The following is a 23,110-nucleotide window of genomic DNA, read 5'->3' on the forward strand; positions in this document are numbered from 1 at the left end:
CGAACTGTTACCTGATTCGGTGCTACCTCTTGCGTACACGGTCGCGGCGATCCTGTTCATACAGGGTCTACGCGACATGACACATCCGCGTACAGCCGCGAGGGGAAACCTGATCTCTGCCGGAGGTATGCTCGTAGCCGTCGGTGTTACTGTCGTCTGGTTTGAGGTGCTCACCCCGCTGGTGCTTTTCGGTGGTCTAATCGTCGGTGCCGGTATCGGAACCGTCCTGGCGCTCACCGTCGAACGGACGGAGATGCCCCAACTCGTCGGTGTCTTCAACGGTCTCGGTGGGGGTGCCTCAGCGGTGATAGCGGGGGCGGAACTCATCGAGATAAGCACCGAATCCGGAGGGGTTGCCGTCGGTTCCATCCCGACCGAGGTAGCCGTCGCAGCCGTGTTTTCGGGCATCGTCGGTTCAGTGACCTTCACCGGAAGCATGGCGGCGGCGGGTAAGCTACACGGTGTACTAACCACCGATGCCGTCCGTTATACCGGCGAACAGGTTATGAAGATCGTTTTCCTGGTGGTAGCGCTCGGATTCGGTGCGTACCTCATCGTACAGCCAGATGTCCTTGGATTCCTACAAGCCGTCTGGGTACCTTCGTACTGGCTACTCGTCGCAACAGCCTGTGTCCTCGGCGTCCTACTCGTAATCTCCATCGGAGGTGCAGACATGCCCGTTGTGATAGCGTTGCTCAACGCTTACTCGGGGCTGGCGGCGTCGGGTACGGGGTTTGTACTTGATAACACCGCACTAATCATAGCAGGAACCCTCGTCGGTGCGGCAGGCATGATACTCACGGTCATCATGTGTGAGTCCATGAACAGGTCTCTCACAAACGTCCTGTTCGGAGGCTTCGGCGAAACCACAGAGCAGGAGGAGCTGGACGATATCTACGAGGGGAACATCACAGAGACATCGCCTGAACAGGTCGTGATGCTGTTGGAAGCCGCCCAACGTGTCGTAATCGTGCCCGGTTACGGTATGGCGGTAGCACAGGCACAGCACGCGGTCTCGGAGCTCGCAGAACTACTCGAACAAAACGGTATTGACGTAGAGTTCGGTATACATCCTGTCGCAGGAAGAATGCCGGGGCACATGAACGCACTTCTCGCGGAGGCGGACGTTCCGTACGAGAGGATGCGCGAGATGGAGGAGGTGAATCCGACCTTCTCACAGACGGATGTAGTGATAGTCACGGGGGCGAACGATGTCGTGAATCCGAAAGCGAACACCGATACTTCGAGTCCGATAGCGGGTATGCCGGTACTTGAGGTGTCCGACGCCGGTACGGTCATAGTCAACAAGCGAAGTCTCAGTACGGGGTTCTCGGGTATTCCGAACCCTCTCTTCGCGGAGGGCAACACAAATATGTTGTTCGGAGACGCGAAAGACACCATGCAAGAACTCGTGAACCTGTACAAGGAGTGAACCCGAACCACGCCGCCCGCTCCACGCGATCCCCGTTAAATGACGCCGGTATACCGTGGTCGGTGAACCTTATCCCAGACTCCGGTTCTCCTATATACTCGCGCCGCCAACAGGTCTAATACCACAGGCCCCTTAGGGTAATATATGTCAAAAAAGAGCCACCCGATAGAGGGTCTTCCCACACCGGATCCGACCGAGAGCCCCGAAGACGCCGTCTCCGTCCAGGTGGAGGCTCTCGGAGACAACGACGATCCGTACGAGAACGCAGGCGTCATGACGGCTTACAACTACGCCTCACCGGCGAACCGGCGCTCAACCGGGCCACTCGGTCGGTTCATCAGGATGGTGGGGTCACCACGGTACAGCGTCATGATAGACTCAAACGAGGTCGTCCGAGAGCCGATAGAAAGATCCGGAGAGACCGCACAACAGAGGGTGACGGTTAACAGCGAGAACGGACGAACCGTCAGTTACGATTTCGGTCTCTCGGTGCAGTCCGGCGGAGTTTTCGAGGGCTGCTGGATGACAGACAGCGTACTCGTCGTAGATGGTTAGGCTTTCATGAAAGACGGTCGTTGGTATCCGGTTCTTGTACCACTGCAGGTACGACGTAGTTTTATCTTCGGGACAGGGCTAAGACTCCACCCTCAACGAACGACCGAATGGAGTGAGTAGGGTGGAGATACAGCCCGTCAACGCTTAGTCTTCGGCGTCTTCGTCCACAACCTCCACCACTATCTCAACATCCTTCTCTGCAAAATCTGTACCCAAGTACACCCGTCCTTGCTTGTCAACGCTCTTCGTTTCGTGTAGGTCTGGCTTCTCAACGACTATCTTCGCCATGTCAATCTCTTAGTCCGCGAGATAATAAGTCTGCTGGATAGGCATATCCATAAACTATAATTGGTAAAGGGTATAATGTGTACGTAAGAAGCGCGGGACAGACCACCCTCTCAGAGAACAGTTCTCTGAGAAAGGTGGTTCGGTGTTTGAGGCACCGAACCGCGCTCTGTGGTGAGAGCAAATGAGTGTAGGAACTACCGTGACAAAAGACTTCGGTCAGCATAGCGTCGTCAGAGAAACAGACCACGACGAGACAGGTACGCTCCACGAGTTCTACCGTTGCACTGAGTGCGGTCACGAACACGTTTCGGCGGACAGCTTCAAGCACGTCAAGGAGTATGAGTAGGGATGTCGGATATAGACGCTCTTCGGCATACGATAGAGGCGTTCGCCCACCTCGAAGTAGCGAAGAGGTCGGCAGAGAACGAAGAGGTTGAAGAAGCACTGGATATAGCTCTCAACCGAGCAGTGAACACGCGGTGCGAAGTCATCAACACGGTGTGTAGAGAACTCGCCAACGGAATAGAAGGAGCAGACGAACAAATCTCCGAGAAGTAACTATGGAATACGACCTAAACAGCGGTTCTCACTCCGTGTACTCGCTTGACTACCACCTGATACTGGTAGTCAAGTACCGGCGTAGCGTACTCAACGACGAACGCACCGAACTACTACGTCGTGCCACCGAACAGGTCTCCGAAAGCTACGACGTAGGTATCAAGGACATGGAACACGACGAAGACCATGTGCATATACTGTTCGGTGCGTCGCCTACGACGGAGATAATCAAGTATATCAACGTACTCAAGAGCGCGACCGCGCGACGGATAAACGAGGAGTACGGCGAAGAGTACAAGGACAGGCTGTGGGGCGGAACCTTTTGGTCCCCGTCGTACTGTCTCATATCCACGGGACAGGTGTCGCTCGACAAACTCAAAGAGTACGTAGAACAGCAAGGGGTAGTCTGACAACATGGAATTACGGCGTACTGTACAGGTCAAGCTTGACGTTGACGAATCCGACGAGGAACGTCTACGGGAGACGTTCAGAGCGTTCCGAGAAGCCTGTCAGTGCACCGTAGACTACGCATGGGACAACCGAACCGACGAAGGACAGATAGACACGCGCAAAACGTGGCTCCACAAACAGACCTACGACGACATCAAGGAACAGACAGGTCTCAACACCGGACTGATACAGAAGGCGCGTGACTACGCCGTAGACGCTCTTGAACAGGTAATCAGTCGGTGGAAAGAAGGCGAACAAGCCACGAAACCCACCTTCGGGAGTTGGTTCGTCGCCTACGACTACCGAACCATCACGTACACCGACGAAGGCTGTACACTCGCAACCAAGAACGGGCGTGTACAAGCTGACTTCGTGATAGACGAGACGGGCGAGAACCCGCAGACAGAGTACCTTTCCGAAAAGTGGGAACGGAAAGAGGCGACGCTACACCACAGAGATGGTAACTACTACCTGCACATCTCGGTCGTAAAGGAAGAGGACGTAGGAGAAACCGAGAGCGGAACATCTCCAAGCGGGAGCTTGGATGGCTCGCAAATCTCCGATTTGCGAACGGTTCTCGGTGTAGACCTCAACAGCACAGGTAGTTTCGCCGTCACCTCCACGGGACGGTTCGTAGGCTCAACCGACCATATCAACCACGAACGCGACGAATACGAGAGTAGGCGTGCGTCACTCCAACAGAACGGTTCACGTCGCGCTCACGAGGTCATAGAACGTATAGGCGACCGTTTCAGCCGGTGGAGTAATCAGAAGCTCCACGAGTGGGCTAACGAGGTCGTAGAAGAGGCTGTACGCTACGACTGTTCTACTATCGTGTTCGAGGAGCTTGACGGTATCCGTAACCATATCTCGAACAATAAGGAGTTTCAGCAGTGGGCGTTCAATCAGTTCGTCGCGTTCGTGGAGTACAAAGCCGAAGAGTACGGCGTTTCTGTCGAGTCGGTGAATCCAGAGTACACGAGTCAGACCTGTTCTCGCTGTGGACACACCGAACGGAGTAACCGCAGGACGAAACACGACTTTGAGTGTCGAGAGTGTGGGTACTCCGTAGACGCTGACTACAACGCTTCTAAGAACGTCGGTCTTCGTTACGTCCGTCGTGTGCAAAAGCCAGACGACGGACGGGCAACGTGTCAACTTGCCCTTAACTCCGGTACGCTGAAACCGAGTGAGGGTAGTTCCTCCACCGAGAGGTTAGAGGTTGAGTACACGGACAAGCCCTGTACGTCAACCGCAGATTGACGTGCTCGTCAGAGCATCGCTCTGACGAACGCCCTCAACGAGCGAGGTCGTCAGACCGAGCGAAGTAGGGCGGGGTAGTTGACCATCAGAGGCTGAGTACAACGGTCTGACGATGCCTTTTTTTCGGCGGCGGCAGTACGTATATCCGTGAAACAGGTTCTCTCTGACCCGGAGCGTTCGAAGATAAACACGGTAAACGACGAGGCGTTCTACGACAGCCCACGGTTCGTCACACACGCCGACGACGGCTTCATAGACCGTCTGACCGATACATACGGTTCTGTGCTCTCTACGGGGGACAGTGTATTCGACGCGATGAGTAGCTGGGTATCTCACCTCCCCGAAAAGAACTACGAGAGGGTTGTAGCACACGGACTCAATGAGGCAGAACTCACCGAGAACGAAGACGCCGATGAGTCTTTCTGTCAAAACCTCAACGAAGACCGGTCCCTACCGCTCAAAGACGGTTCGTTCGATGCTGTTCTTTGTGCCCTTTCGGTTCAGTATCTACAGTATCCCGGATCCGTTTTCTCTGAGTTCGGAAGGGTTCTCGAAGACGATGGGGTCTTGGTCGTCAGCTTCACCAACCGTATGTTTCCGAGGAAGGCGGTGAGGGCATGGAGAGAGACGGACATGGCAGGGAGGAAAGACATAGTTCGTTCGTACTGCTGTGCCGGAGGTATCGAGGTAGAAAGGGTAATAGAAGACCGACCGGAGACCGACCCGTTCGTCGCGGTGATAGCTCACCCGAAAATTTAAAGACACGAACAAAACGGTCATTTCGACGCGGGCTTACCCTCCACCGGTCTTATGTATCCCCGTTCCGTATACGAACGGGGTAGAAATCATGAAAGCCTTTGTAATGAACGAGATAGGAGAGACAGGCTTCGCTGAAAAAGAAGTCCCGGAACCGGGTCCCAACGACGCGGTTGTACGTCCGACCAAGGGTCTCGTCTGTACGTCGGATGTCCATACGTTACACGGTGCTATCGGCGAGCGCGAGAACCTCACCTTGGGTCACGAAACCGTCGGCGTCGTCGACGAGATCGGTGAGGAGGTCGACGGGTTCGAGGAGGGCGACCGTGTCGCTGTCGGCGCTATCACACCCGACTGGGACTCGCCCGCGGCGCAGGACGGACACCCTTCGCAGTCGAACGAGCCTCTTGGGGGTTGGAAGTTCGCAAACGTCAAGGACGGCACGTTTGCGGAGTACGTCCATGTCAACCAAGCCGACGCTAATATGGCGCGTATCCCCGACGGCGTTACCGACCACGAGGCTGTCTACGTCACCGACATGATGACCACCGGATTCATGGGTGCGGAGAACGCCGAGATACCCGTCGGCGGCACCGTAGCCGTCTTCGCACAGGGACCCGTCGGTCTGATGGCGACCAAGGGCGCGCGTCTACAGGGCGCGGGGCGCGTAATCGCCGTAGAGACCGTCCCTAAGCGACAGGAGCTTGCGCGCGAGTACGGCGCGGACGATATAGTCGACTTTGACGACGGCGATCCTGTCGAACAGATACACGAACTCACAGACGGCGAGGGTGTAGACGCCGCGGTGGAGGCGTTAGGCACGAGCGGAACCTTCGAGCAGTGCGTCAAGGTCACCAAGGCGGGCGGTACGGTATCGAACGTCGGCTATCATGGCGAGGGCGAGTACGTCAACATACCACGCGAGGAATGGGGCGTCGGTATGGCTGAGATAGACATCGCAACGGGTCTGTGCCCCGGCGGAAGTCTACGTCTCGAACGTCTTCTCCGCCTCCTCGAAAAGGATCGTCTCGATCCGACGCATATGACGACCCACGAGTTCGGATTCGACGAGATAGACGAGGCTTTCCGTCTGATGGAGACGAAGGAGGACGGTATAATCAAGCCGCTTGTAGAGTTCGAGTAGACCGCTCCGTCTACTGGAACGTCTTCTCCGTCGCACCCACCTCGTCGACTTCCTCGGAGCCGATCTCCTCAGCCATCTTTCTGTACTCCTCTATATCGTCCTCGTCGAGCGACGCCTTGATATCGTCAAGCGCCTCCTCGAAGTCGTCCGCCGTTATGAGGACGTTACCCACAGCCTCGCCTATCTCGTCGGCTTCGACCGTACCGATGAAGCCGCGCATCGCGTTCATGCTCGCGGAACGCGCGAGCGCCTCTAGGTCGCTACCCGTGTAGCCCTCGGTACGTTCGGCGATACCGCCGAGGTCGACGCCTTCCGCAAGCGGCGAGCCGCGTGTATGTATCTCCAGAATCTCGCGCCGCGCCTCCTCGTCGGGAACCGGAACCTCGACGAGCGAGTCGAGGCGTCCCGGACGCAGGAGCGCCTTGTCGATACGGTCGGGGCGGTTGGTCGCCGCGATGACCTTGACGTTCTTCAGCTCCTCGATACCGTCAAGCTCCGTCAGGAGCTGTGAGACGACGCGCTCCGTCACCTGCGTGTCCATCGAACCGCCGCGTTCGGGCGCTATCGAGTCGATCTCGTCGAAGAAGATAACCGTAGGCGCGTTCTGGCGAGCCTTCTTGAAGACCTCACGTACGCCCTTCTCGCTCTCACCGACGTACTTGTTGAGTAGCTCGGGTCCTTTCACCGAGATAAAGTTGGAGTCGCTCGCGTTCGCAACCGCCTTCGCTAACAGCGTCTTACCCGTACCGGGCGGACCGTACATCAGTATACCCTTGGGCGGTTCGGTGTCGAGCGCCTCGAAGACCTCCGGGTAGTCAAGGGGCCATTCGACAGCCTCGACGAGTTCCTGTTTTATATCTTCGAGACCGCCCACGTCGTCGTACGTGACATCGGGAACCTCAACGAAGACCTCGCGCATAGCGCTTGGTTCGACCGCGCCCATCGCGTTCTCGAAGTCACCCACGGTCACCTCAAGATCTTCGAGAACCTCGGCGGGTATCTCCTCCTCGTCTATATCGATACGCGGACGTACGCGTCGGAGCGCCGACATCGCCGCCTCCTTTGTGAGCGAGGCTATATCCGCGCCCACGAATCCGTACGTCTGGTCGGCGTACTCGCCGAGTTCGACCCCGTCTGCAAGAGGCATGCTCCGTGAATGTATCTTTAGTATCTCCAGACGTCCGTCGCGGTCGGGGACACCGACCTCTATCTCGCGGTCGAACCGTCCGCCGCGTCTGAGGGCGTTGTCTACGGCATCGACACGGTTTGTCGCCGCGATTACGATAACGTCGCCGCGCGCCTCAAGACCGTCCATGAGCGAGAGTAACTGTGCGACGACGCGGCGCTCGACCTCACCCGAAACCTCGTCGCGTGACGGCGCGATCGAGTCGATCTCGTCTATGAAGATGACCGTAGGCGCGTTCTCCTCCGCCTCCTCGAAGATCTCACGTAGCTGTTCCTCGCTCTCGCCGTAGTACTTCGACATTATCTCAGGACCCGACACGGTCTCGAAATGCGCGTCGACCTCGTTCGCAACCGCCTTGGCTATCATCGTCTTACCCGTACCGGGCGGTCCGTGTAGAAGCACACCCTTGGGCGGTTCGATACCGAGGTTCTCGAAAAGCTCAGGATGGCGCAGGGGAAGCTCTATCATCTCACGAACCTGATCGAGTTCGTCCTGAAGACCGCCTATATCCTCGTAGGTCACGTCGGGGACATCGCCGCGTTCGCCGTCGAACTCCTCCTCTGCGACCGGCTCGTTGTTCCAGCTGACCGCCGTCCCTTCACCGATGACGACGGTTCCCGAAGGACTCGTCGATGTCACTGCGAAGACGAGCGGCGTGTTGAGAAGACCCACCTTCATCCGCTGACCCTTCGTAACGGCGCGTCCTTCGAGCTTCTCCTTTAGCAGACGTTCCATGTACGCCTGACTCCCGCGTATACGGACGCTCTGTGTCGGCGCGACTGTTACGCTCTCCGCCTCCGACGCGTCGACCTGTGACACCACGACGTTGTCATCGATACCGACGCCGGCGCTCGAACGCGTCTCGCCGTCGATACGTATGACGCCGTTGCCCGTGTCCTGCGAGTATCCGGGCCAGACCTTTGCAACCGTCTCGCGTTCGCCCTCTATCTCTACAACGTCACCGGACACGACACCGAGTTCACGCATCGCGTCCTTGTCTACACGCGCTATACCCCTTCCGGCGTCGTCGGGTTTGACGCCTCCTACCTTTAGCTGTACTGACATAGGTTAACCAAGAGTAAGTGTGGCTAACTAATAAACCTTTCGGCGAACAGGGTCTGACACCAAACCACCGGAACCGGACAAAAGCTTATCCGTTGACGGCGTGTTCGTAGCCGTATGGGCGTAACCAACAAAGCCGGAGAGGAACCGCTCGTTAGTACACCCGAAAACCCCGTCGGCTACGTGATGGTACTCCTTGCCGTCGTGACTGGTGCCATACATCTCCTCCTCGCGGTTAGCGTCATAAGCTTTAGTACCACGCTCGGCGTTCTGTTCGCTCTCAACGGTATAGGCTTCTTCGGCGGTACCGCCGTTTACTTCACGCGGTTCTGGCGGCGCGAACTCTACGTCGTCGCGGCTCTGTACGCGCTGGCTACGATCGTCGCCCTGTTCGTATTTCAGGGGTTCGGCGTCGAGGCGTTCTACAGACAGGGTAGCCTGAACCCGATGGCTGTGGTCTCCAAGGCTGTCGAGGTAGGTATCGTCGTCTGCGCCCTCTACCTCTACTCCGAGTCATCGTAACCAGAACCTCTTAGTTCGTCGCGTTCCTTCGGCGTCCAATGCCCGTCCATCCCGACCAGTCCGTCTCCGTCCTCGTCGATACGCAGAACATGTACCACGCGGCGCAGAGCCTCTACTCCAACAACCTCGACTACTCGTCGGTTCTTGAGGAGGCGGCACGCGACAGACGTCTGAGGCGCGCGCTTGCGTACGTCGTACGTACCGACAACGACGAGGAGGAGAGCTTCTTCGACGCTCTGACGCGTATAGGCTTTGAGACAAAGGTCAAGGAGATGAAACGTTACCCCGACGGGACGCGTAAGGCGAACTGGGACATGGGTATCGCTATCGACGCCATCACGTTCGCGCCCCATCTCGACGCCATGGTTCTGTGTACGGGAGACGGCGACTTTACGCGTCTCATTCACCATGTCCGTGAGAAAGGCGTGCGCGTCGAGATAATGGGGTTCGGCAGTAGCACGTCGTCGGATCTCGTCGAGGCGGCGGACGCCTTTATCGACATGTCCGACGAACCCCAAAGGTTCGTTCTCGGCTTCTAACCGTCCTCTAACTCGTACTCCCAGTCGCGGTATCCGCCTTCGAGGTTCGCAATCTCGCCGTCGAATCCCTCGTACGACTCTATGAGACGCGCCGCCTGCTGTGAACTCTGACCGATCGGACACGCGACAACGATGTCGTCGCTCCATTCGTACTCGTCGATGCTCTCCGTGATCTTGTTGAAAGGCACGTTCTCAGCACCCGGTATATGTCCTTCCTCGAAGTTCCGTGGGTTACGTATGTCGATTATCTGTGGCGCGTCGCCGTCGTCTATGCTCCTCTTGAGATCTTCGGGCTGTATCTCGTCTACCATTATGACCAAGGTTACGTAGCCAGCGTCATACTGTTTACGGATACGGCACGTTCTGCCGTCGTCTCGTCTATAGACCCATCGCCTCAAACGGCGTTATACCGACGGCGTACGCCGCTATGAAGAAGCCCGCGATAGCGCCGCCGTTTAGAAGCGGCAGACCCGCGTGGGGCTCGCCCTCGGCGACCTTACGCATGAGGAAAACGAAGCCGACGAGAGCGCCGACGAGAGCGCCGACGGCGGGCGCGTAGCCGACGAAATGCGCCGCGCTCGCAACCAGAACGCCGGGGATGACGGCGTCACCGAGACCCATGTACAGTGCGTCGCTCTCGTCACCCTCGGTCACCTCGTCCGTCGCATCGACGAACGAGTAGCCCGCGCTACGCGGTACGACGAACATCACGGGTAGCTTGAGATCCATGACGCCGTCGGCGAGCGTTAGCATATGCTCCGTACGGTAGACGGCGACGGCGTCGTAGACTGCGAGTACGACGAGAAGCAGGAGAGCGGGGACGATCCCGAAGCTTATGCCGAAGATGCCTGCGCCCGCCGCACCCATAAGAACGCCCGCGGTGTCGACGACGTACCATTCGGGGTAGAAGGCGACGAGAGCCGCGACACCGACGCCACCTGCGACGGCGGCGGCGAACGGTATGAGTGCGGAGAGCGCGTAGAAACACAGGACGCCGACGCTGGCGATGATCACGGCGCGTAGGACGATACCGTAGCCGAGACGGACGGCGAGTAGTAGGAAGCCCGTGAAGACGAGTATGGCGGCGAAGTAGATGACGGAGTTCGTCGGATCCTGAGCGTTCTCGGTCGCCTGAAGACCCGCGGCTTCGAACGACGGCACGAGAGCGATAGCGAGGAGTTCGACGGCGATGAAAAGCGCCGCCATACCGACGAAGGGAGCCACGTCACGTAGACCGGACATGGGAGAAGGTGTCGTCGCCCGCATTTGTTCTTTCCGGTACCCCGACCAAAGGTAAGATCCGTGCGCGGCGCGTACTCAGAACATGCCTGTACGACGGTGCCCTAAACACGGATACTTCGACGGCGAAGCCTGTGACTGCGGTAGGGAGGGCGTCGGTATACTCGACGACGACCGCCGTCTACGTATCTCGAAGTTCCTCAGCGGCGTTCTACGCCATTTCCCCGACGACGCCGGCGTAACCCTCGACAGAAACGGATGGGGTCGTACGGTGAGGTCGTCAAAGCCGTAACCGAACGTTACGACAGTGCGTGTTCCGAGGAGGTCGACGCTGTCGTCTCTACCGACCCGAAGGGGCGTTTCGACCGTGACGGCGGGGATATACGTGCCGCGTACGGACACTCGGTCGAAGTCTCGCTCGACGACGCCGACGGCGGTACGCCCGGAAGGCTCTACCACGGCACTGCGCGGGGTAACGTGGAGCCGATACTCGAAGAGGGTATCGTCCCGGTCGGACGTAACGAGGTCTACCTGTCCGAAACCGTCGACGAGGCGCGCAAGGTGGGCGAGCGCCACGGCGACCCCGTCGTCTTCGAGGTAGACGCGACAGGACTCGAAGCCGTCGAACGCGGCGACGGCGTCTACGCCGTAGAGACCGTACCTCCGGACGCCCTAAGCCTCGTCCAAGAGTTCGCGTAACTCGGCGGTACGTTCTTCGACCTCCTCCTTCTCCTCGCGGAGTTCGTCGAGTTCATCTTGGAGTTCGTCGACGCCCGCGCCCGCCTCCTCGCGTGCCACGAGAGCGCGCCGCATCTCGCCGTAGTCTCCGTTCGCCGCCATGTCGCGGACGCGCCGGAGCGCGGTCACCGTCCCGTCTTCGGCGAAGCCACGGACGAGTGAGATAAGTTCCTCGGCGCGACGTAGGACGACGCCCTCTGATCCGTACGAAAGCTCGAAACGCTCCGCGCCCGCCGTCTCGAAGTACGTGTGCGGCACCGCCTCACGGAAGCCGTCTGTGTCGTCGACGTAGTGCGAGAGCTTAGCGTCGGACGAACCGGCGAGTTCGAGGACGCGGTCAACCGTCTCATCGTCGACGTAACGCGCGAGACGGGCGGCTGTACCCTCCTCGACGGGAGCGTCGTCCACCAGAGGCGCGTCGTGCGTCCGTTCGCCGAGACGCGCAACCTCAACGGCGGGTGCGTCGCGTACGAAGCTTCCGAAGTCGTCACGCAACCGTTCGTTGTACCCTTCGACGGCTTCGCGTAACGCCGATACGTCGACGCCCTCGGCTTCGCGCGCCTTACGAAGCGCGTCCTCCTTCGCGGTTATCTCCCGTTCCAGCTCGTCGGCGCGGTGTTCTAGGTCGTTGAGTTCGTCGCCTAATGAGTCACCGAGTTCGAGGTAACGTTCGTACGTCTCGACGAAGCTACGGACATCGCTAAGGTCGTCGTTAGCCCGCCGGAAATGCTTGTCGCGTAGCGTGTTCGCGTCGAGACGCGAAAGCGCGGTCTCTATATCCTCTGCGCCGTAGACGTCCCCGATCCCTTCCTCTATATCTATGACGATGTTCTGGAACTCGACGAACCTCCTGAACTCGCCGTGTCCCGTCGCGTCCTCGCGGTACTCGTCGAAGGCATCGTCGATACGTCTGTACAGCTCCCGTGTCCTCTCCGCTTTCTCCTCACCGACCTCGCGTACCTCCGAACGTACCTCGCGGTACTCCTCGATGCTTTCCACGCAACCGCTACGCGGACGCGTCGGAAGTAGGTTACGCGTCACGTGAGGCGCACACACCGACGAAGGAGCCGTCGCCGTAGCCCTCACGTACCTCGTCGGTGCGGTTCATCCCCTCCGGCGCGCCGAAAAGCGTCTGAACGTACCTTCTCCCACCGAAGCCCGCGGCGGTCAACGCGTCGTCTATCTCATCAGTCGAGACGAAGGTAGCCTCACGGTAGAACGGGTTCTCCTCCTTCCCTTCGACGTAACGCTGTCCCAGGGCGCTCTCACGGTCGACGTACCCCGCGACAAAACGACCTCCGGGGCGGAGTACGCGGTGCGCCTCGGATAACGCCGCGCCGAGGTCGTCGACGAAACAGACAGTCGTGACCATCAGGACGGTACCGAAAACACCGTCGCGGAACGGAAGCGCCTCGCCGACGCCCTGCACCGTCTCCACACAACGTTCCTTCGCTCGCTCCAACATACGTTCAGACGGATCGACGCCCGTCCCGATACCGAGGGGCACAGCGAACCTCCCCGTTCCCACGCCCACCGAAACACCGTCAGGGTCGTCGGGGACGAGCGTTTCGAGCGCCCTTAGCTCCGACCTGTACGCGTAAGGGTGTTCGTCGAACCATACGTCGTACCTCTCGGTGTTCTCCTCGAAAGGCTCCGAACGCGGCTCCATGCACCCGTTTCGTCACGCGTGCGTATCTTACCTTCGGCTACTCCCCATATCGCTTCCTTCGACTACCGGTTCTGATACCTCTTCTATTCGGCTATCGGTTCCCTTTGTCTACCCCTACCTCTATCGCCTCGCTCCGGCTCCTCTCCTCTTCGACCGTCACCTCGCCTCCCCTACTCCTTCAGAAACCTAAGAACCTCTCCGTTGAACTCCTTCTTGCGCTCCTCGAAGGCTCCGTGTCCGCAGTCTTCAACGACGTGTAGCTCGCCGCGAGGGATACGCCGTGCCGTCTCCTCGGCTATACCGTCGGGGAAGAGAACGTCGTCGCTCCCGCTGACGACGAGCGTCCGTGCGTCTATATCGCCGAGAACGTCGCCGGCGTCGTGTCGCAGGATAGCGTTGCACGACGCAACGAAGTCGTCGCGAGAAGGTTCGAAGAACTCAACCGGGAGACGTGCGATCGCGGCGTACACCACCTCCCTGTACCTGCTCGCGTACGTCGTCCCGACTGCGTCGACGTATACCTCGTCCCAGTCACCGTTGAGAGCCGCCGACCTCCATCCCTCGACGACGCGCCGTCCCTCCTCACCGAGACGGTACCCCGTGACACCGAGTACGAGACGTCTTACGTTTTCGGCGTGCTCCGCGCCGATGTACTGCGCGACCATGCCGCCGAGAGAAAGACCGAGTACGTCGACGCCCTCGCCGAGCGCGCCGAGTACCTCTCCGTATCCCTCCGCCATCCCACGTGTCGTTGCTTCGTCTCCGAGCGACGGACGCCCGACGACACGTACGGTGTAGTCGTCGGTGAAGTCGGCGTAGTAGTACCTTTGGAGAAGAACCTCCGACATCTTAGACCCCGTGCTCGCAGGGAACGTGTCGCTCAGACCCGGAACCACGACGAGCGTACGGTCACCGTCCCCGAACGTAACCGTCGGATGCCCTGCTACCTCTTCCATGCACCCCGTTAGCACCGTGTCCACTTGAATCCATCCGCGGCGCGGGGTATTTTAACCCCGGACACGTAACACGTACGATGACCGGTGTTTCGGAGAAGCTAGACGGATACGCGGAGTACGTGGCGCGCAAGGCGACCGACGAGTTCAAGCCGACCAACGTCGTCAACGTTCCCGGCGTGAGCGATAAACGCGCCAAGAGCATCATATCGTCGACGATCGAAGACCTACGTGACGGGCAGGAAAGGGCGCTCAAACAGCAGTACGGCGCAGTTATCGGTGCTGTCTACGACGGTATCGACAGCCACGCCGACGACTTCGTGCATTACGACGCCTTCTACCGTAACTACGAGGGTGGACGTGACGACGGGTACCGTGACGCACTCGTCGAACGTATGCGCCGTATCCGTGACGCCCTCGAACCCATCGTCCGTGCCGAAGCCGACGGCTTCTGGGAAGCAGCCCGCGAAACGTACGACCGTGACGAAGCCGTCGAAGCACTCGGAAGCCTTTTCACCGTTGCCGAGACCGCCGACGCCTTCAGCGACGGTATCGTCATGCAGGTTACCGTTCCCGTCCCTCTTCGGACGAAGACGTTCACGTACACCGAGGAGTCGGTACGCGCCTTCGACGTTGCCGAACGGTACGCCAAAAGGAAGGTCGAGAAAGAGGCGGACGAGGCGTACTAACCCAGAAAGCCGCGCTCCTTCGCGGCTTCGCGCACGGCGTTTCTTACGGTGTCGGAGTCGCCCGTCTTGAGTCCGTCTATGGCGGCGTCCGTAGCCTCGCGGTGTGTCGTGTTCGTCTCTCTGTCGACGTACTCCAGACCTTCCTCGACCTCCTCGGCGTCGAGACCTACGAACTCGGGGGCGCGCGGGTTGTAGTAACGAACCGCCTCGCCGAGGTTGTCGTAGAAACGCGGAAAGTTATCTTCGACAAAATCCGCGTCGTCGCCCGTCATACCCGCGATACCGAGGAGCGTCGGCGGCAGACCGATGCTGTACAGCGCCGCCGTGTATCCGATGGCGCGCGGTAGTGCGTTCTCACCCACCTCGCGCGAGTATCCGAACAGACCGACGTGTAGACGGCGCGCGCGTCTGTCGGGCACGAGGTCGGAGATACGGTTGACCGTCGGCGCGACGACGCCCACCTGTTTGCTGTACCTCTCGGCGACGCGGTCGACCGTTTCGAGTGCGCGCTCCTCGTCGATCGGGCGCGCCGTGCTCCTGTCGGCATCCTTGAGTGCCTCGACACCGTCACGTACCTCGTCAACCGTATGGTCGTACTTGAAAGCCGACTGCGCCGTAAACGTCTCGACCGACGGATACGCCTCGGCGACGTTCCCGGCGTCGTCGGGCGACAGACCGCCACGGAACGGTGCGCTACCCGCGCCTAACATCGGATGTACGTCGATGCTCTCGCGCTCCTCAACCGAACCGAGACGCGAGAGTGCGACGAGGTTTAGAAGGTCGGCGGAGAGCGAACCGTAGTTCAACGCCGGATCCGAACGCGCGAGGAAGACGCGTTGCTCGTTGACGCCCGTCTCGCGTACGTACTCGCCGACGACTCCGTCTATGTCGAGCATATGCTCGCGGTCTTCGAGTAGCGGTATGACGCCGACGGTGTCGGGTCGGAACCCGCCGACCCAGTCCGAGACGGTGCGGTCGCCGACGACGCGTCTGTCCCCCTTTCCGACGACGAACTCCTCGTAGTAACGCCGTACGAGGAGTAGCTGTTCGGCGGAGGTTGCCATAGGCACGATGACCTCGTGTATGGGGGCGAACTCGTCGACGCCGCACTCCTCGGCGAACGTCGCCGCGGCGTCGTACGAACGCGGTATGCTCTCCAGAATCTCCAGAAGTACCTTCGCCTCCGTGGGTTCGACGTCGGGGTTGGGTCCACGTACCGTGAGACGTATATCCTCGCCGAGTACGTTCTCCTCGAAGAAACCCGACTGGCGCGAAAGTAGCTTCTGCACGGCGTACTCGTCGCCCTCCTTACCCTCGAAGTCCCACATCTGCTCGTCGCATCCGAGATGCGAGTAGACGTAGTACGCCTCCTGTATCTCGTCCTCGCCCTCAACCACCTCGCCGTCGACGAAGAACGGTACCGTCGCGTTGTCGGGGTGCTGGGTGCTCATTACGCGCGGCGGATCCATGCCGCGTATACGTCTTCCCGACTGTTAATCCTGCCGCCCGTCCTCATGGGCGTGCTCGCGTAACGTCTCCAAAGGTATCTCATCAAGAACCGCCTCGTTCGTCGCTTCGAGAACCACGGGCGGGGCTACGTCGGCGTCCTTCGCCTCCTTCCAACGTGGAACGCAGAGACACCAACGGTCGCCCGGATGCAAGCCGGGGAAGTCGAGTTCGGGACGCGGTGTCACAAGGTCGTTCCCCTTTTTTCTGCTGAACTCCAAGAACCCCTGCGTCACAACGGCGCACAGTTCGTGTCTACCGCGATCCTGTGTATGCGTCTCACAGCATCCCGAACGCGTAAACCCCGTCGATAGTTCATCGCTACACGGTGTGAGTTCGTCGCCAAGGACGTTCTTCTCCATCACCTCTACTTCGGCTTGGCGTCACAAAAGAACGCCGGAGATATGTCGCGCTGTCTCAAACCCCGATTATGGAAGAGTCCCCCGACGACGTAGCGGGCTTCGTTCAGAAACGTCTCGAAGACGAAGGTAGCTTCTTCGCATGGATAGGCGGCGAGGTCGTCGACGTAAACCACGACGGTGCTGTCATACGTCTTCCTTTCGATGACCACGTAACGAACGCCACCGAACCCCCGACCGTACACGGGGGTACGACCGCAACACTCGTAGACACGGTGGGGAGTCTGGCTCTACGTCCCCATCTCGAAAACCCGTTCAGCGATCAGGTCGCGACGATAAACCTCAACGTCAACTACCTCCGCGGTGCCGACGGTGACCTCGTCGCGCGCGGTTCCGTCGTCCGTGCGGGAAACAGCGTCGGCGTGTCCGAGATACGGATCGAACAGGACGGCGAGACTGTCGCGGTCGGACAGGCGGCGTACCGTATCTTCGGCGCGTAACTTTTACGCCGTGACCCACAACCTGAAGTATGGGTACCGACCAGCCCGAAACCTTCGGTATAGGCGACGGTATAAGCGTGAACCGTCTCGGATACGGCGCTATGCGTATCACGGGCGACGACATCATAGGCAAGCCCGACGATACAGAACAGGCGCGTGCCGTCCTGAACCGCGCCGTCGAACTCGGCGTCGACTTCATAGACACCGCCGACTCGTACGGTCCCGGCGTGAGCGAACGCCTCATACGTGAGACGCTCGCACCGTACGACGACGTTACGGTGGCGACCAAAGGCGGTCTTATGCGCCGTCCCGACGGCGAATGGGTGCGCAACGCCGACCCCGACTACCTGAAGAACGCGTGCCTCTGCTCAGTCGACCGTCTCGGCGTCGGTACGATCGACCTGTACCAGCTACACCGTGTCGAGGACTGTGTTCCTCTCGAAGACTCCTTACACGCCCTCGCCGAACTCAAGGACGAAGGCTACGTCCGTCATATAGGTCTAAGCGAGGTAGGTGTCGAGGAGATAGAGCGCGCACGCGACGTCGTCGATATAGCGACGGTGCAGAACCGTTACAACGTCGCCGACCGCGAACACGACGACGTTGTCGACTACTCCGAGCGCCACGGTATAGGCTTCATGCCGTGGTTCCCTCTCGGCGCGGGTAGCTTCGGCTCCAAGGACGAGGCTCTCGAACGTGTCGCCAACCGACGCGACGCGACACCGCGGCAGGTCGCGCTCGCGTGGCTTCTCCAACGTTCGCCCGTCATGCTCCCTATACCCGGCACGTCGTCGATCGAGCATCTTGAGGAGAACGTCGCCGCAGGATCGATCGAACTCACCGACGAGGATCTCGAAGCGTTAAGATGAGCCGTCCTTCGCACCGTCTCTTCGCCGCGCTGTACGACACCGTGACGCGTCCGTTCGAACCCCTCGTCGAGGAGCATCGGCGTTACCTCGCACAAGACGCGTCGGGGGATCTGCTCGACGTCGGCGTCGGAACAGGTGCCAACCTTCCGTATCTCGCCGGGACGGGCGCTACGTTGCACGCCGTCGAACCCGACCCGTACATGCGTAAACGCGCCGAGCGCCGCGCCGAACGCGAAGGTATCGACGTTGAACTGCGTGACGACCTCGCCGAGTCGCTCTCGTACGCCGACGAGGGCTTCGACCGCGTCGTCTCTGCGCTCGTCTTCTGCACAGTCGACGAACCGCGCGAGGCTCTCGACGAGGTGGCGCGCGTCCTACGTCCCGGCGGCGAGTTCAGGTTCGTCGAACACGCCGGCGACGACGGCTTCGCGCGCCGGGTACAGGAGACGGTGAACCCTGTCTGGCGAAGATGCGCCGGTGGGTGCAGGTTAGACCGCGACACCGTCGGTATCTTCGAAGCGCACGACGCCTTCGAGACCGTCGAGGTCGAAAGCTTCCGTGGCGTCCCTCCCGTTTCTCCCATCGTCCGCGGAACGTTACGTCTCTAACGACGATCCGAGAACCTCTTCGCTCACCCTGTCGTGAACCTCTTCGAGGACGACACGTAGGTTCTCCGTATCGTAACGGTTGTACCTCACGAGCCTTTCGAGCGCCTCCGTATCGCCGTCCTCGTACGCGTGCCAGAGACGTACCGCCTCACGTCCGTCTATATCTTCGACGCCGTCGCGCCCTACGCCGAGCGCCTCCTCCGCGCCCTTCAGACCGCCCGTCAGACCCACCCTGCGACAGAGGTACATGAGATCTATATGCGGTACCTCAAACGAAACGCCAAGGTCGGTTTCGAGAAAAGGCTCGTCGAACCTCCTGCCGTTGTACGAAACGACGAGGTCGCTCGCCTCGAACTCGGCTGAGACGTTTCCGGGTGTCAGGTCGTCCCCGCGTACGAGCGTCTTCGTGTCGCCGTCGCGGTGGAAGCTTACGGTCGTAACCTTGTTTCTCTCGGCGTCCAGGCCCGTCGTCTCTATGTCGAAGAAGCATGCCCCGTCGTCGAAGTTCCTGTACATCCTCCATAGCTCCGGGTCGGGAAGCGCGTCGCCAAAGAAGCTTACATCGCGTCGTTCGAGGGCGTCGCGCGCCTCGTCGACGAAACCCAGCACGCGTTCGCGCCGTCTCTCTCCGAGAGCCTCCGACTCCTCGAACCTCTCCCAGTCGGCGATACCGTCGTGCCACAGACGTTTCTCCGTCTTCTCCCCCACGCCGCGGACGGGTATGAAGCTGTTCTCGACGCGCATAACGGAGGTACGCGACGGTTCCACCTAAGCCTGCTGACACGCTGTTACGAGACGACGGTGTTAACAGGCTCGCTGACACGGCTCCCGTATGGGAAACCCCGTACTACGTAAACTCGATTCGTTGCCGTTCGGACAGCAGATAATCGTCCTGTCCTTGTTCTTCGACCCTCTCGTGCCGTAGGCGGATACTTCCTCCTACCCGACATACTCGACGTCGACCCTCTCACCGGCGCTGTCTACGGTCTCGTCGCGGCGAGCGTCCCCATCTCGTTCTGGATTATGAGGTATAGCCGGAAGAACGCGTGACCCCATCCTCTACCGTTCGATCCGTGCCCGCCCGCTCGTGGCGCTCAGAAGACGGTCGACGACACCGTCGGCTCTGCCCGTCGGTATACGTGCGACCAAGACCACCTTCTCGCCGTACTCGGCGTCGTAGCCCACGTCTTCCGATTCGAGAACGTCGCGCACCGTTCCTGAGTCGTCGTACCCCACCTCGACGCGTACCTCGTCGCGGGGGACGGTCTTCCGTGTACCTGCGTCTTCGAGCGCGCGTTTCGCCGTCCGACTGTACGCGGTTACAAGACCGCCGTAACCGAGCTTCGTACCGCCGTAGTAACGTACGACCACACAGACGACGTTCTCGGTACACTCGCCTCTTAGAACCCCAAGGACGGGCTTCCCCGCCGAACCCGAAGGCTCGCCGTCGTCGTCGTAGATACCGCGTACGGTACCGGCGTCCCTGACACGGTACGCCGAAACGTGGTGTGTTGCGTCGGGGTGTCCGTCGCGCACATCGTCGACGAAGCCCTGCGCCTCTTCCTCGCTCGCCGCACCCGTGACGTACCCCACGAACTCCGACCCTCTGTCTCCGAAGGAGGCGTGACCCTCACCCGCGACGGTGACGTACTCGTCGGTCATCCGCTCCGGTACTCGCGCCAGTCGCCCGACTCGACGGTATTGGCGTCCTCTGTCGGTTCGTTGTAGAGGTACACCCAAGCGTTTAGGTCACGGTCGACTACCTCCTCAAGATGCCTGACGTACACCGAGTCGTCGGTGCTTTCGGGGTAGTACCTCTCGAAACGGTCGAGATCCTGTATAAGCCCGTCGTCGGTGACACGGTACAGCTCCCCACGGACGCGTCCGTTACCTTCGAGGGTCATACCGGGATGGTCACCGAGGTCGTACAGGGTGCCGACGCAGTGCGCCTCCCCCGCGAACTCCGCGCGCGACGGAAGATCGACCGTCTCGTGGCTCTCGAATCCGCGCATAAGACTGCCGTACAGAAACACGAAGCTTGTCATGCTCCCCGGCACGGTTTCGTACGCGGGACGGAAATTACTGTCGCTCACTAACGTCGGTATACTGATACGTCCGTGCCGTCCCTTGTCCCCATGACCACGGACGCATCAACGGGGATACGCGACGAACTCAGGGGGACTTTCGCCGACCGCGGCGAGTATATCGCTGTCGCCGAGTCGGCGACGGGTGGACTCGTCGGCTCCTACATCACCGACATACCCGGAGCGAGTGACTTCTTCGACCGTTCGGTCGTGACCTACACGTACGAGTCGAAGACCCACGAACTCTGCGTCTCGCGCGAGTCGCTCGACGAAGAAGGCGCTGTGAGCGCGCAGGTCGCACGCGAGATGGCGCGCGGCGTACGTGACAAGGCGGGTGCGACATGGGGCGTAGCGACGACAGGAACGGCGGGACCCACGGGAGGCACCGACAGAAACCCCGTCGGTACCGTCTACGTCGGTGTCGCGTACGCCGACGACTGGGGGACGGGAGGCTCGTACGCCGACGCCGAAAGGTACGTCTTCGACGGCGACAGACGCGCGAACAAACGCGACTTCGCCCAAGCGGCTCTGCGTAAGCTCGTCGACGAAGTCCGGTCGGTCGACGGCTGACTACCCCGCGCCCACGGTTGCGTTCGCCGCCCCCGTCTCCTGTATGACGTACCTCTGTCCCACCATGGGGTTGAGGAGTGAGTCGACGGGTGCGTCGTCGTCACGCAGGACGGGGACGTCTTGTGTCGGTGGCGCGTCGGCGAGGCTTTCTATCTCTCCCGAAAGGTCGTAACCGATACCCCTGTTACCGTTACGTCTACGCAACGTCTCCTCCGTAAGCCTCCCGTCCCCCTTCGTCGCAACCACCTCGATGTTCTGAACAACGCCCCCACCGACCGTCGGGAAGGCGTAGACGGACGGGAAGACGCGCGACACTGTTCTGTACTCGGAACGGTAGAACCTCGAAGCGGGACCCGACGGAGCCGATATTAGGTTCATGAACAGCATACCGTCTTCGGACAGACGTGACTCTGCGAGACGCATAAACTCAACCGTCGTCATATGGAAAGGTACCTTGTCCTTCTTGTACGCGTCGAGAACGATCAGGTCGTACCTTTCGTCTGTTTGGCGCAGGAAACGTCTACCGTCGTCGTTGTATATACTGAGCTTCCCGGACTCTTCGACGCCGAAGTAACGTTCGGCAACGTCTATGACCTCAGGATCTATCTCGACGGCGTCGACGGTGACGTTGTACTCGTCGGCGAAGATACGGGGTCCCGTGAATCCGCCGCCGCCGATGAACAGAACGTCGTCGATACCGCCGGGGTCGTCAGCCATAACGAACGGCAGATGGAAGTAACGCGTGTAGCCGAAGACGTGGCGGTCGGGGTTCGACGTATCGATCGCACTGTGCCGTGCCCCGTCGAGTAGGAGCGTCCGCGTATCGCCCGAGTCGACGACGCGTAGCTCCTGATACGGTGTCTGTACCCCGTACACGACCTCGCCTTCGACCGTATAGCCGATAGCGCCCGCGCCGACCGCACCGAGAAGCGCGGCTGAGACGACGAGAGCGCCCGCGACCGTCTCGCGTGACGGCGACGGCGCGTCGACCAGAACCGCGGCGACGACGAGGAGAGCACCGAAGACGAAGTTGGAGCTACCTACCGACAGCGTCGGGACGAGAACGAACGTCGCGCCGAAAGCGCCGACGATGCTCCCGACCGTACCGACTGCGTAGACGTGTCCCGACGCCTCGCCCACCGCCTCTTTCCGCGACAGTTCGGCGGCGTACGGGCTTATGAAGCCGAGCAGGTAGGTCGGGGGTCCAAACAGGAGCGTAACCGCGGGGAGGGAGGCGAAACGGGCGGGTAGAGGCACGACCGCCGCGGCTTCGAGAAGCAGGTCGCCCGCGAATACGAGCACGGCGACGTACCCTGCGGTGCCGAGAAGGAGACGTACGAGACGACCGTCCGAAGCTCGTTCCGCCCTCTTGCCGCCGCGGTAGTATCCGAGCGACAGCGCGGCGAGAAAGACGCCTATGATACTACCCCATGTGTAGATACTGCTACCGAACTCCGGGGCTACCATCCGTCCTGCGACTATCTCCAACCCCATGCTCGCAACGCCTGAGACGAAGACGGCTGTCTCCGCCCCCGTGACGCCGTACGCGGATGGTCGCCCAAGCTTCACTA

Annotated in this window: 31 protein-coding genes; 18 read left to right on the forward strand and 13 right to left on the reverse strand. The window is 60.2% G+C overall.

Annotation, left to right across the window (positions count from 1 at the left end):
* Positions 1-4: 4 nt before the first annotated feature.
* Together EGH25_RS00475 and EGH25_RS00480 are read left to right on the forward strand one after the other, a co-directional pair.
* A complete protein-coding gene (locus tag EGH25_RS00475; protein ID WP_276591857.1) occupies positions 5-1,432 on the forward strand; it encodes an NAD(P)(+) transhydrogenase (Re/Si-specific) subunit beta in 1,428 nt (475 codons plus the stop codon).
* 144 nt (positions 1,433-1,576) lie between these two features.
* Positions 1,577-1,987 (forward strand): DUF4864 domain-containing protein, encoded by a 411-nt coding sequence (locus tag EGH25_RS00480; RefSeq protein WP_266085343.1) that lies wholly within the window; start codon positions 1,577-1,579, stop codon positions 1,985-1,987.
* A 144-nt stretch (positions 1,988-2,131) separates the two neighbouring features.
* Here EGH25_RS00480 and EGH25_RS00485 read toward each other — a convergent pair whose 3' ends face one another.
* Entirely contained in the window at positions 2,132-2,275 is a 144-nt protein-coding gene (locus tag EGH25_RS00485) for a hypothetical protein (protein ID WP_266085344.1), read from the reverse strand.
* A 199-nt stretch (positions 2,276-2,474) separates the two neighbouring features.
* Between EGH25_RS00485 and EGH25_RS00490 the strand changes: the two genes are divergently transcribed.
* From EGH25_RS00490 to EGH25_RS00515, 6 genes are all read left to right on the forward strand, one after another.
* The gene (locus tag EGH25_RS00490; RefSeq protein ID WP_266085346.1) at positions 2,475-2,621 is read left to right on the forward strand and encodes a hypothetical protein; all 147 of its coding nucleotides are present in this window, start codon (positions 2,475-2,477) and stop codon (positions 2,619-2,621) included.
* A 2-nt stretch (positions 2,622-2,623) separates the two neighbouring features.
* Positions 2,624-2,833, forward strand: coding sequence for a hypothetical protein (locus EGH25_RS00495; protein ID WP_266085347.1), 210 nt, complete (start codon positions 2,624-2,626; stop codon positions 2,831-2,833).
* Positions 2,834-2,835: 2 nt separating this feature from the next.
* A complete protein-coding gene (gene tnpA / locus EGH25_RS00500) occupies positions 2,836-3,243 on the forward strand; it encodes an IS200/IS605 family transposase (protein ID WP_266085348.1) in 408 nt (135 codons plus the stop codon).
* A gap of 4 nt (positions 3,244-3,247) precedes the next feature.
* Complete coding sequence (locus tag EGH25_RS00505) at positions 3,248-4,546, forward strand: RNA-guided endonuclease InsQ/TnpB family protein (protein ID WP_266085349.1); 1,299 nt, start codon at positions 3,248-3,250, stop codon at positions 4,544-4,546.
* Between the two features lie 147 nt (positions 4,547-4,693).
* Complete coding sequence (locus tag EGH25_RS00510; RefSeq protein ID WP_420841074.1) at positions 4,694-5,305, forward strand: class I SAM-dependent methyltransferase; 612 nt, start codon at positions 4,694-4,696, stop codon at positions 5,303-5,305.
* An 88-nt stretch (positions 5,306-5,393) separates the two neighbouring features.
* On the forward strand, positions 5,394-6,446 hold the full coding sequence (locus tag EGH25_RS00515; RefSeq protein WP_266085353.1) for an NAD(P)-dependent alcohol dehydrogenase: 1,053 nt from the start codon (positions 5,394-5,396) through the stop codon (positions 6,444-6,446).
* 10 nt (positions 6,447-6,456) lie between these two features.
* Here EGH25_RS00515 and EGH25_RS00520 read toward each other — a convergent pair whose 3' ends face one another.
* Positions 6,457-8,697, reverse strand: coding sequence for a CDC48 family AAA ATPase (locus EGH25_RS00520; RefSeq protein WP_266085354.1), 2,241 nt, complete (start codon positions 8,695-8,697; stop codon positions 6,457-6,459).
* 114 nt (positions 8,698-8,811) lie between these two features.
* On the opposite strand from EGH25_RS00520, the gene EGH25_RS00525 reads away from it, so the two are divergent.
* Positions 8,812-9,216: a DUF7475 family protein gene (locus EGH25_RS00525; protein WP_266085355.1), complete on the forward strand. Its 405-nt coding sequence runs from the start codon at positions 8,812-8,814 to the stop codon at positions 9,214-9,216.
* A gap of 38 nt (positions 9,217-9,254) precedes the next feature.
* Positions 9,255-9,755, forward strand: a complete 501-nt coding sequence (locus tag EGH25_RS00530; protein WP_266085357.1) for a LabA-like NYN domain-containing protein — start codon at positions 9,255-9,257, stop codon at positions 9,753-9,755.
* On the opposite strand, the gene EGH25_RS00535 is transcribed toward EGH25_RS00530, so the two are convergent.
* Positions 9,752-10,066, reverse strand: coding sequence for a rhodanese-like domain-containing protein (locus tag EGH25_RS00535; protein WP_266085358.1), 315 nt, complete (start codon positions 10,064-10,066; stop codon positions 9,752-9,754). The genes EGH25_RS00530 and EGH25_RS00535 overlap by 4 nt on opposite strands.
* A 67-nt stretch (positions 10,067-10,133) precedes the next feature.
* Positions 10,134-10,997 (reverse strand): presenilin family intramembrane aspartyl protease PSH, encoded by an 864-nt coding sequence (locus tag EGH25_RS00540; RefSeq protein WP_266085359.1) that lies wholly within the window; start codon positions 10,995-10,997, stop codon positions 10,134-10,136.
* Between the two features lie 82 nt (positions 10,998-11,079).
* On the opposite strand from EGH25_RS00540, the gene EGH25_RS00545 reads away from it, so the two are divergent.
* Positions 11,080-11,286, forward strand: a complete 207-nt coding sequence (locus tag EGH25_RS00545) for an RNA 2'-phosphotransferase (RefSeq protein WP_266085360.1) — start codon at positions 11,080-11,082, stop codon at positions 11,284-11,286.
* Positions 11,253-11,693, forward strand: a complete 441-nt coding sequence (locus tag EGH25_RS00550) for an RNA 2'-phosphotransferase (protein WP_266085361.1) — start codon at positions 11,253-11,255, stop codon at positions 11,691-11,693. Before EGH25_RS00545 ends, EGH25_RS00550 begins: the two co-directional genes overlap by 34 nt.
* Here the strand turns inward: EGH25_RS00550 and EGH25_RS00555 are convergent.
* The 3 genes from EGH25_RS00555 to EGH25_RS00565 all read right to left on the reverse strand — a co-directional run bounded on the left by EGH25_RS00555 (position 11,667) and on the right by EGH25_RS00565 (position 14,357).
* Positions 11,667-12,731: a DUF7118 family protein gene (locus tag EGH25_RS00555; protein ID WP_266085363.1), complete on the reverse strand. Its 1,065-nt coding sequence runs from the start codon at positions 12,729-12,731 to the stop codon at positions 11,667-11,669. The two genes, EGH25_RS00550 and EGH25_RS00555, sit on opposite strands and share 27 nt — an antisense overlap.
* A 31-nt stretch (positions 12,732-12,762) precedes the next feature.
* A complete protein-coding gene (locus tag EGH25_RS00560) occupies positions 12,763-13,401 on the reverse strand; it encodes a class I SAM-dependent methyltransferase (RefSeq protein WP_266085364.1) in 639 nt (212 codons plus the stop codon).
* A gap of 170 nt (positions 13,402-13,571) precedes the next feature.
* On the reverse strand, positions 13,572-14,357 hold the full coding sequence (locus tag EGH25_RS00565) for an alpha/beta fold hydrolase (RefSeq protein WP_266085366.1): 786 nt from the start codon (positions 14,355-14,357) through the stop codon (positions 13,572-13,574).
* A 77-nt stretch (positions 14,358-14,434) separates the two neighbouring features.
* Between EGH25_RS00565 and EGH25_RS00570 the strand changes: the two genes are divergently transcribed.
* The gene (locus tag EGH25_RS00570) at positions 14,435-15,043 is read left to right on the forward strand and encodes a hypothetical protein (RefSeq protein WP_266085367.1); all 609 of its coding nucleotides are present in this window, start codon (positions 14,435-14,437) and stop codon (positions 15,041-15,043) included.
* On the opposite strand, the gene ppcA is transcribed toward EGH25_RS00570, so the two are convergent.
* Together ppcA and EGH25_RS00580 are read right to left on the reverse strand one after the other, a co-directional pair.
* Positions 15,040-16,512, reverse strand: a complete 1,473-nt coding sequence (gene ppcA / locus EGH25_RS00575) for a phosphoenolpyruvate carboxylase (RefSeq protein ID WP_266085368.1) — start codon at positions 16,510-16,512, stop codon at positions 15,040-15,042. The two genes, EGH25_RS00570 and ppcA, sit on opposite strands and share 4 nt — an antisense overlap.
* A gap of 24 nt (positions 16,513-16,536) precedes the next feature.
* Entirely contained in the window at positions 16,537-16,911 is a 375-nt protein-coding gene (locus tag EGH25_RS00580) for a DUF2237 family protein (protein WP_266085369.1), read from the reverse strand.
* A gap of 68 nt (positions 16,912-16,979) precedes the next feature.
* Between EGH25_RS00580 and EGH25_RS00585 the strand changes: the two genes are divergently transcribed.
* Genes EGH25_RS00585 through EGH25_RS00595 form a run of 3 tightly spaced genes read left to right on the forward strand, consistent with a single transcriptional unit; the run spans position 16,980 to position 18,885 of the window.
* On the forward strand, positions 16,980-17,408 hold the full coding sequence (locus EGH25_RS00585; RefSeq protein ID WP_266085370.1) for a PaaI family thioesterase: 429 nt from the start codon (positions 16,980-16,982) through the stop codon (positions 17,406-17,408).
* A gap of 29 nt (positions 17,409-17,437) precedes the next feature.
* Positions 17,438-18,277 carry an aldo/keto reductase gene (locus EGH25_RS00590; protein ID WP_266085372.1) on the forward strand — a complete coding sequence of 280 codons (840 nt, stop codon included), beginning with the start codon at positions 17,438-17,440 and terminating at the stop codon, positions 18,275-18,277.
* The gene (locus tag EGH25_RS00595) at positions 18,274-18,885 is read left to right on the forward strand and encodes a class I SAM-dependent methyltransferase (RefSeq protein WP_266085373.1); all 612 of its coding nucleotides are present in this window, start codon (positions 18,274-18,276) and stop codon (positions 18,883-18,885) included. Before EGH25_RS00590 ends, EGH25_RS00595 begins: the two co-directional genes overlap by 4 nt.
* Here the strand turns inward: EGH25_RS00595 and EGH25_RS00600 are convergent.
* Complete coding sequence (locus tag EGH25_RS00600) at positions 18,874-19,629, reverse strand: ribonuclease H-like domain-containing protein (RefSeq protein ID WP_266085375.1); 756 nt, start codon at positions 19,627-19,629, stop codon at positions 18,874-18,876. The two genes, EGH25_RS00595 and EGH25_RS00600, sit on opposite strands and share 12 nt — an antisense overlap.
* A gap of 204 nt (positions 19,630-19,833) precedes the next feature.
* Between EGH25_RS00600 and EGH25_RS12345 the strand changes: the two genes are divergently transcribed.
* Entirely contained in the window at positions 19,834-19,935 is a 102-nt protein-coding gene (locus EGH25_RS12345) for a DUF8141 family membrane protein (protein ID WP_476729807.1), read from the forward strand.
* Between the two features lie 9 nt (positions 19,936-19,944).
* On the opposite strand, the gene EGH25_RS00605 is transcribed toward EGH25_RS12345, so the two are convergent.
* Together EGH25_RS00605 and EGH25_RS00610 are read right to left on the reverse strand one after the other, a co-directional pair.
* Positions 19,945-20,547, reverse strand: coding sequence for an IMPACT family protein (locus tag EGH25_RS00605; RefSeq protein ID WP_266085376.1), 603 nt, complete (start codon positions 20,545-20,547; stop codon positions 19,945-19,947).
* Positions 20,544-20,978 (reverse strand): gamma-glutamylcyclotransferase family protein, encoded by a 435-nt coding sequence (locus EGH25_RS00610; protein WP_266085377.1) that lies wholly within the window; start codon positions 20,976-20,978, stop codon positions 20,544-20,546. The genes EGH25_RS00605 and EGH25_RS00610 overlap by 4 nt, the downstream gene beginning before the upstream one ends.
* Positions 20,979-21,020: 42 nt before the next feature.
* Between EGH25_RS00610 and EGH25_RS00615 the strand changes: the two genes are divergently transcribed.
* Positions 21,021-21,539, forward strand: coding sequence for a CinA family protein (locus EGH25_RS00615; protein ID WP_266085379.1), 519 nt, complete (start codon positions 21,021-21,023; stop codon positions 21,537-21,539).
* Here EGH25_RS00615 and EGH25_RS00620 read toward each other — a convergent pair whose 3' ends face one another.
* Positions 21,540-23,033, reverse strand: coding sequence for a spermidine synthase (locus EGH25_RS00620; RefSeq protein ID WP_276591859.1), 1,494 nt, complete (start codon positions 23,031-23,033; stop codon positions 21,540-21,542). It abuts the gene before it with no gap.
* Between the last annotated feature and the right edge of the window lie 77 nt (positions 23,034-23,110).

The sequence above is a fragment of the Halorutilus salinus genome (genome assembly GCF_026242195.1).
GTDB lineage: Archaea > Halobacteriota > Halobacteria > Halobacteriales > Halorutilaceae > Halorutilus > Halorutilus salinus.

Bases quoted from the DNA above. Each gene is read 5' to 3' on its own strand.
- EGH25_RS00590 (WP_266085372.1), top strand. From the start codon at position 17,438: ATGGGTACCGACCAGCCCGAAACCTTCGGTATAGGCGACGGTATAAGC.
- ppcA (WP_266085368.1), bottom strand. From the start codon at position 16,512: ATGGATCCGCCGCGCGTAATGAGCACCCAGCACCCCGACAACGCGACG.
- EGH25_RS00525 (WP_266085355.1), top strand. From the start codon at position 8,812: ATGGGCGTAACCAACAAAGCCGGAGAGGAACCGCTCGTTAGTACACCC.
- EGH25_RS00615 (WP_266085379.1), top strand. From the start codon at position 21,021: ATGACCACGGACGCATCAACGGGGATACGCGACGAACTCAGGGGGACT.
- EGH25_RS00480 (WP_266085343.1), top strand. From the start codon at position 1,577: ATGTCAAAAAAGAGCCACCCGATAGAGGGTCTTCCCACACCGGATCCG.
- EGH25_RS00550 (WP_266085361.1), top strand. From the start codon at position 11,253: ATGGGGTCGTACGGTGAGGTCGTCAAAGCCGTAACCGAACGTTACGAC.
- EGH25_RS00585 (WP_266085370.1), top strand. From the start codon at position 16,980: ATGGAAGAGTCCCCCGACGACGTAGCGGGCTTCGTTCAGAAACGTCTC.
- tnpA (WP_266085348.1), top strand. From the start codon at position 2,836: ATGGAATACGACCTAAACAGCGGTTCTCACTCCGTGTACTCGCTTGAC.
- EGH25_RS00570 (WP_266085367.1), top strand. From the start codon at position 14,435: ATGACCGGTGTTTCGGAGAAGCTAGACGGATACGCGGAGTACGTGGCG.
- EGH25_RS00545 (WP_266085360.1), top strand. From the start codon at position 11,080: ATGCCTGTACGACGGTGCCCTAAACACGGATACTTCGACGGCGAAGCC.
- EGH25_RS00560 (WP_266085364.1), bottom strand. From the start codon at position 13,401: ATGGAGCCGCGTTCGGAGCCTTTCGAGGAGAACACCGAGAGGTACGAC.
- EGH25_RS00540 (WP_266085359.1), bottom strand. From the start codon at position 10,997: ATGTCCGGTCTACGTGACGTGGCTCCCTTCGTCGGTATGGCGGCGCTT.
- EGH25_RS00565 (WP_266085366.1), bottom strand. From the start codon at position 14,357: ATGGAAGAGGTAGCAGGGCATCCGACGGTTACGTTCGGGGACGGTGAC.
- EGH25_RS00605 (WP_266085376.1), bottom strand. From the start codon at position 20,547: ATGACCGACGAGTACGTCACCGTCGCGGGTGAGGGTCACGCCTCCTTC.
- EGH25_RS00600 (WP_266085375.1), bottom strand. From the start codon at position 19,629: ATGCGCGTCGAGAACAGCTTCATACCCGTCCGCGGCGTGGGGGAGAAG.
- EGH25_RS00620 (WP_276591859.1), bottom strand. From the start codon at position 23,033: ATGGGGTTGGAGATAGTCGCAGGACGGATGGTAGCCCCGGAGTTCGGT.
- EGH25_RS00485 (WP_266085344.1), bottom strand. From the start codon at position 2,275: ATGGCGAAGATAGTCGTTGAGAAGCCAGACCTACACGAAACGAAGAGC.
- EGH25_RS00515 (WP_266085353.1), top strand. From the start codon at position 5,394: ATGAAAGCCTTTGTAATGAACGAGATAGGAGAGACAGGCTTCGCTGAA.
- EGH25_RS00595 (WP_266085373.1), top strand. From the start codon at position 18,274: ATGAGCCGTCCTTCGCACCGTCTCTTCGCCGCGCTGTACGACACCGTG.
- EGH25_RS00530 (WP_266085357.1), top strand. From the start codon at position 9,255: ATGCCCGTCCATCCCGACCAGTCCGTCTCCGTCCTCGTCGATACGCAG.
- EGH25_RS00505 (WP_266085349.1), top strand. From the start codon at position 3,248: ATGGAATTACGGCGTACTGTACAGGTCAAGCTTGACGTTGACGAATCC.
- EGH25_RS00520 (WP_266085354.1), bottom strand. From the start codon at position 8,697: ATGTCAGTACAGCTAAAGGTAGGAGGCGTCAAACCCGACGACGCCGGA.
- EGH25_RS00535 (WP_266085358.1), bottom strand. From the start codon at position 10,066: ATGGTAGACGAGATACAGCCCGAAGATCTCAAGAGGAGCATAGACGAC.
- EGH25_RS00495 (WP_266085347.1), top strand. From the start codon at position 2,624: ATGTCGGATATAGACGCTCTTCGGCATACGATAGAGGCGTTCGCCCAC.
- EGH25_RS00580 (WP_266085369.1), bottom strand. From the start codon at position 16,911: ATGGAGAAGAACGTCCTTGGCGACGAACTCACACCGTGTAGCGATGAA.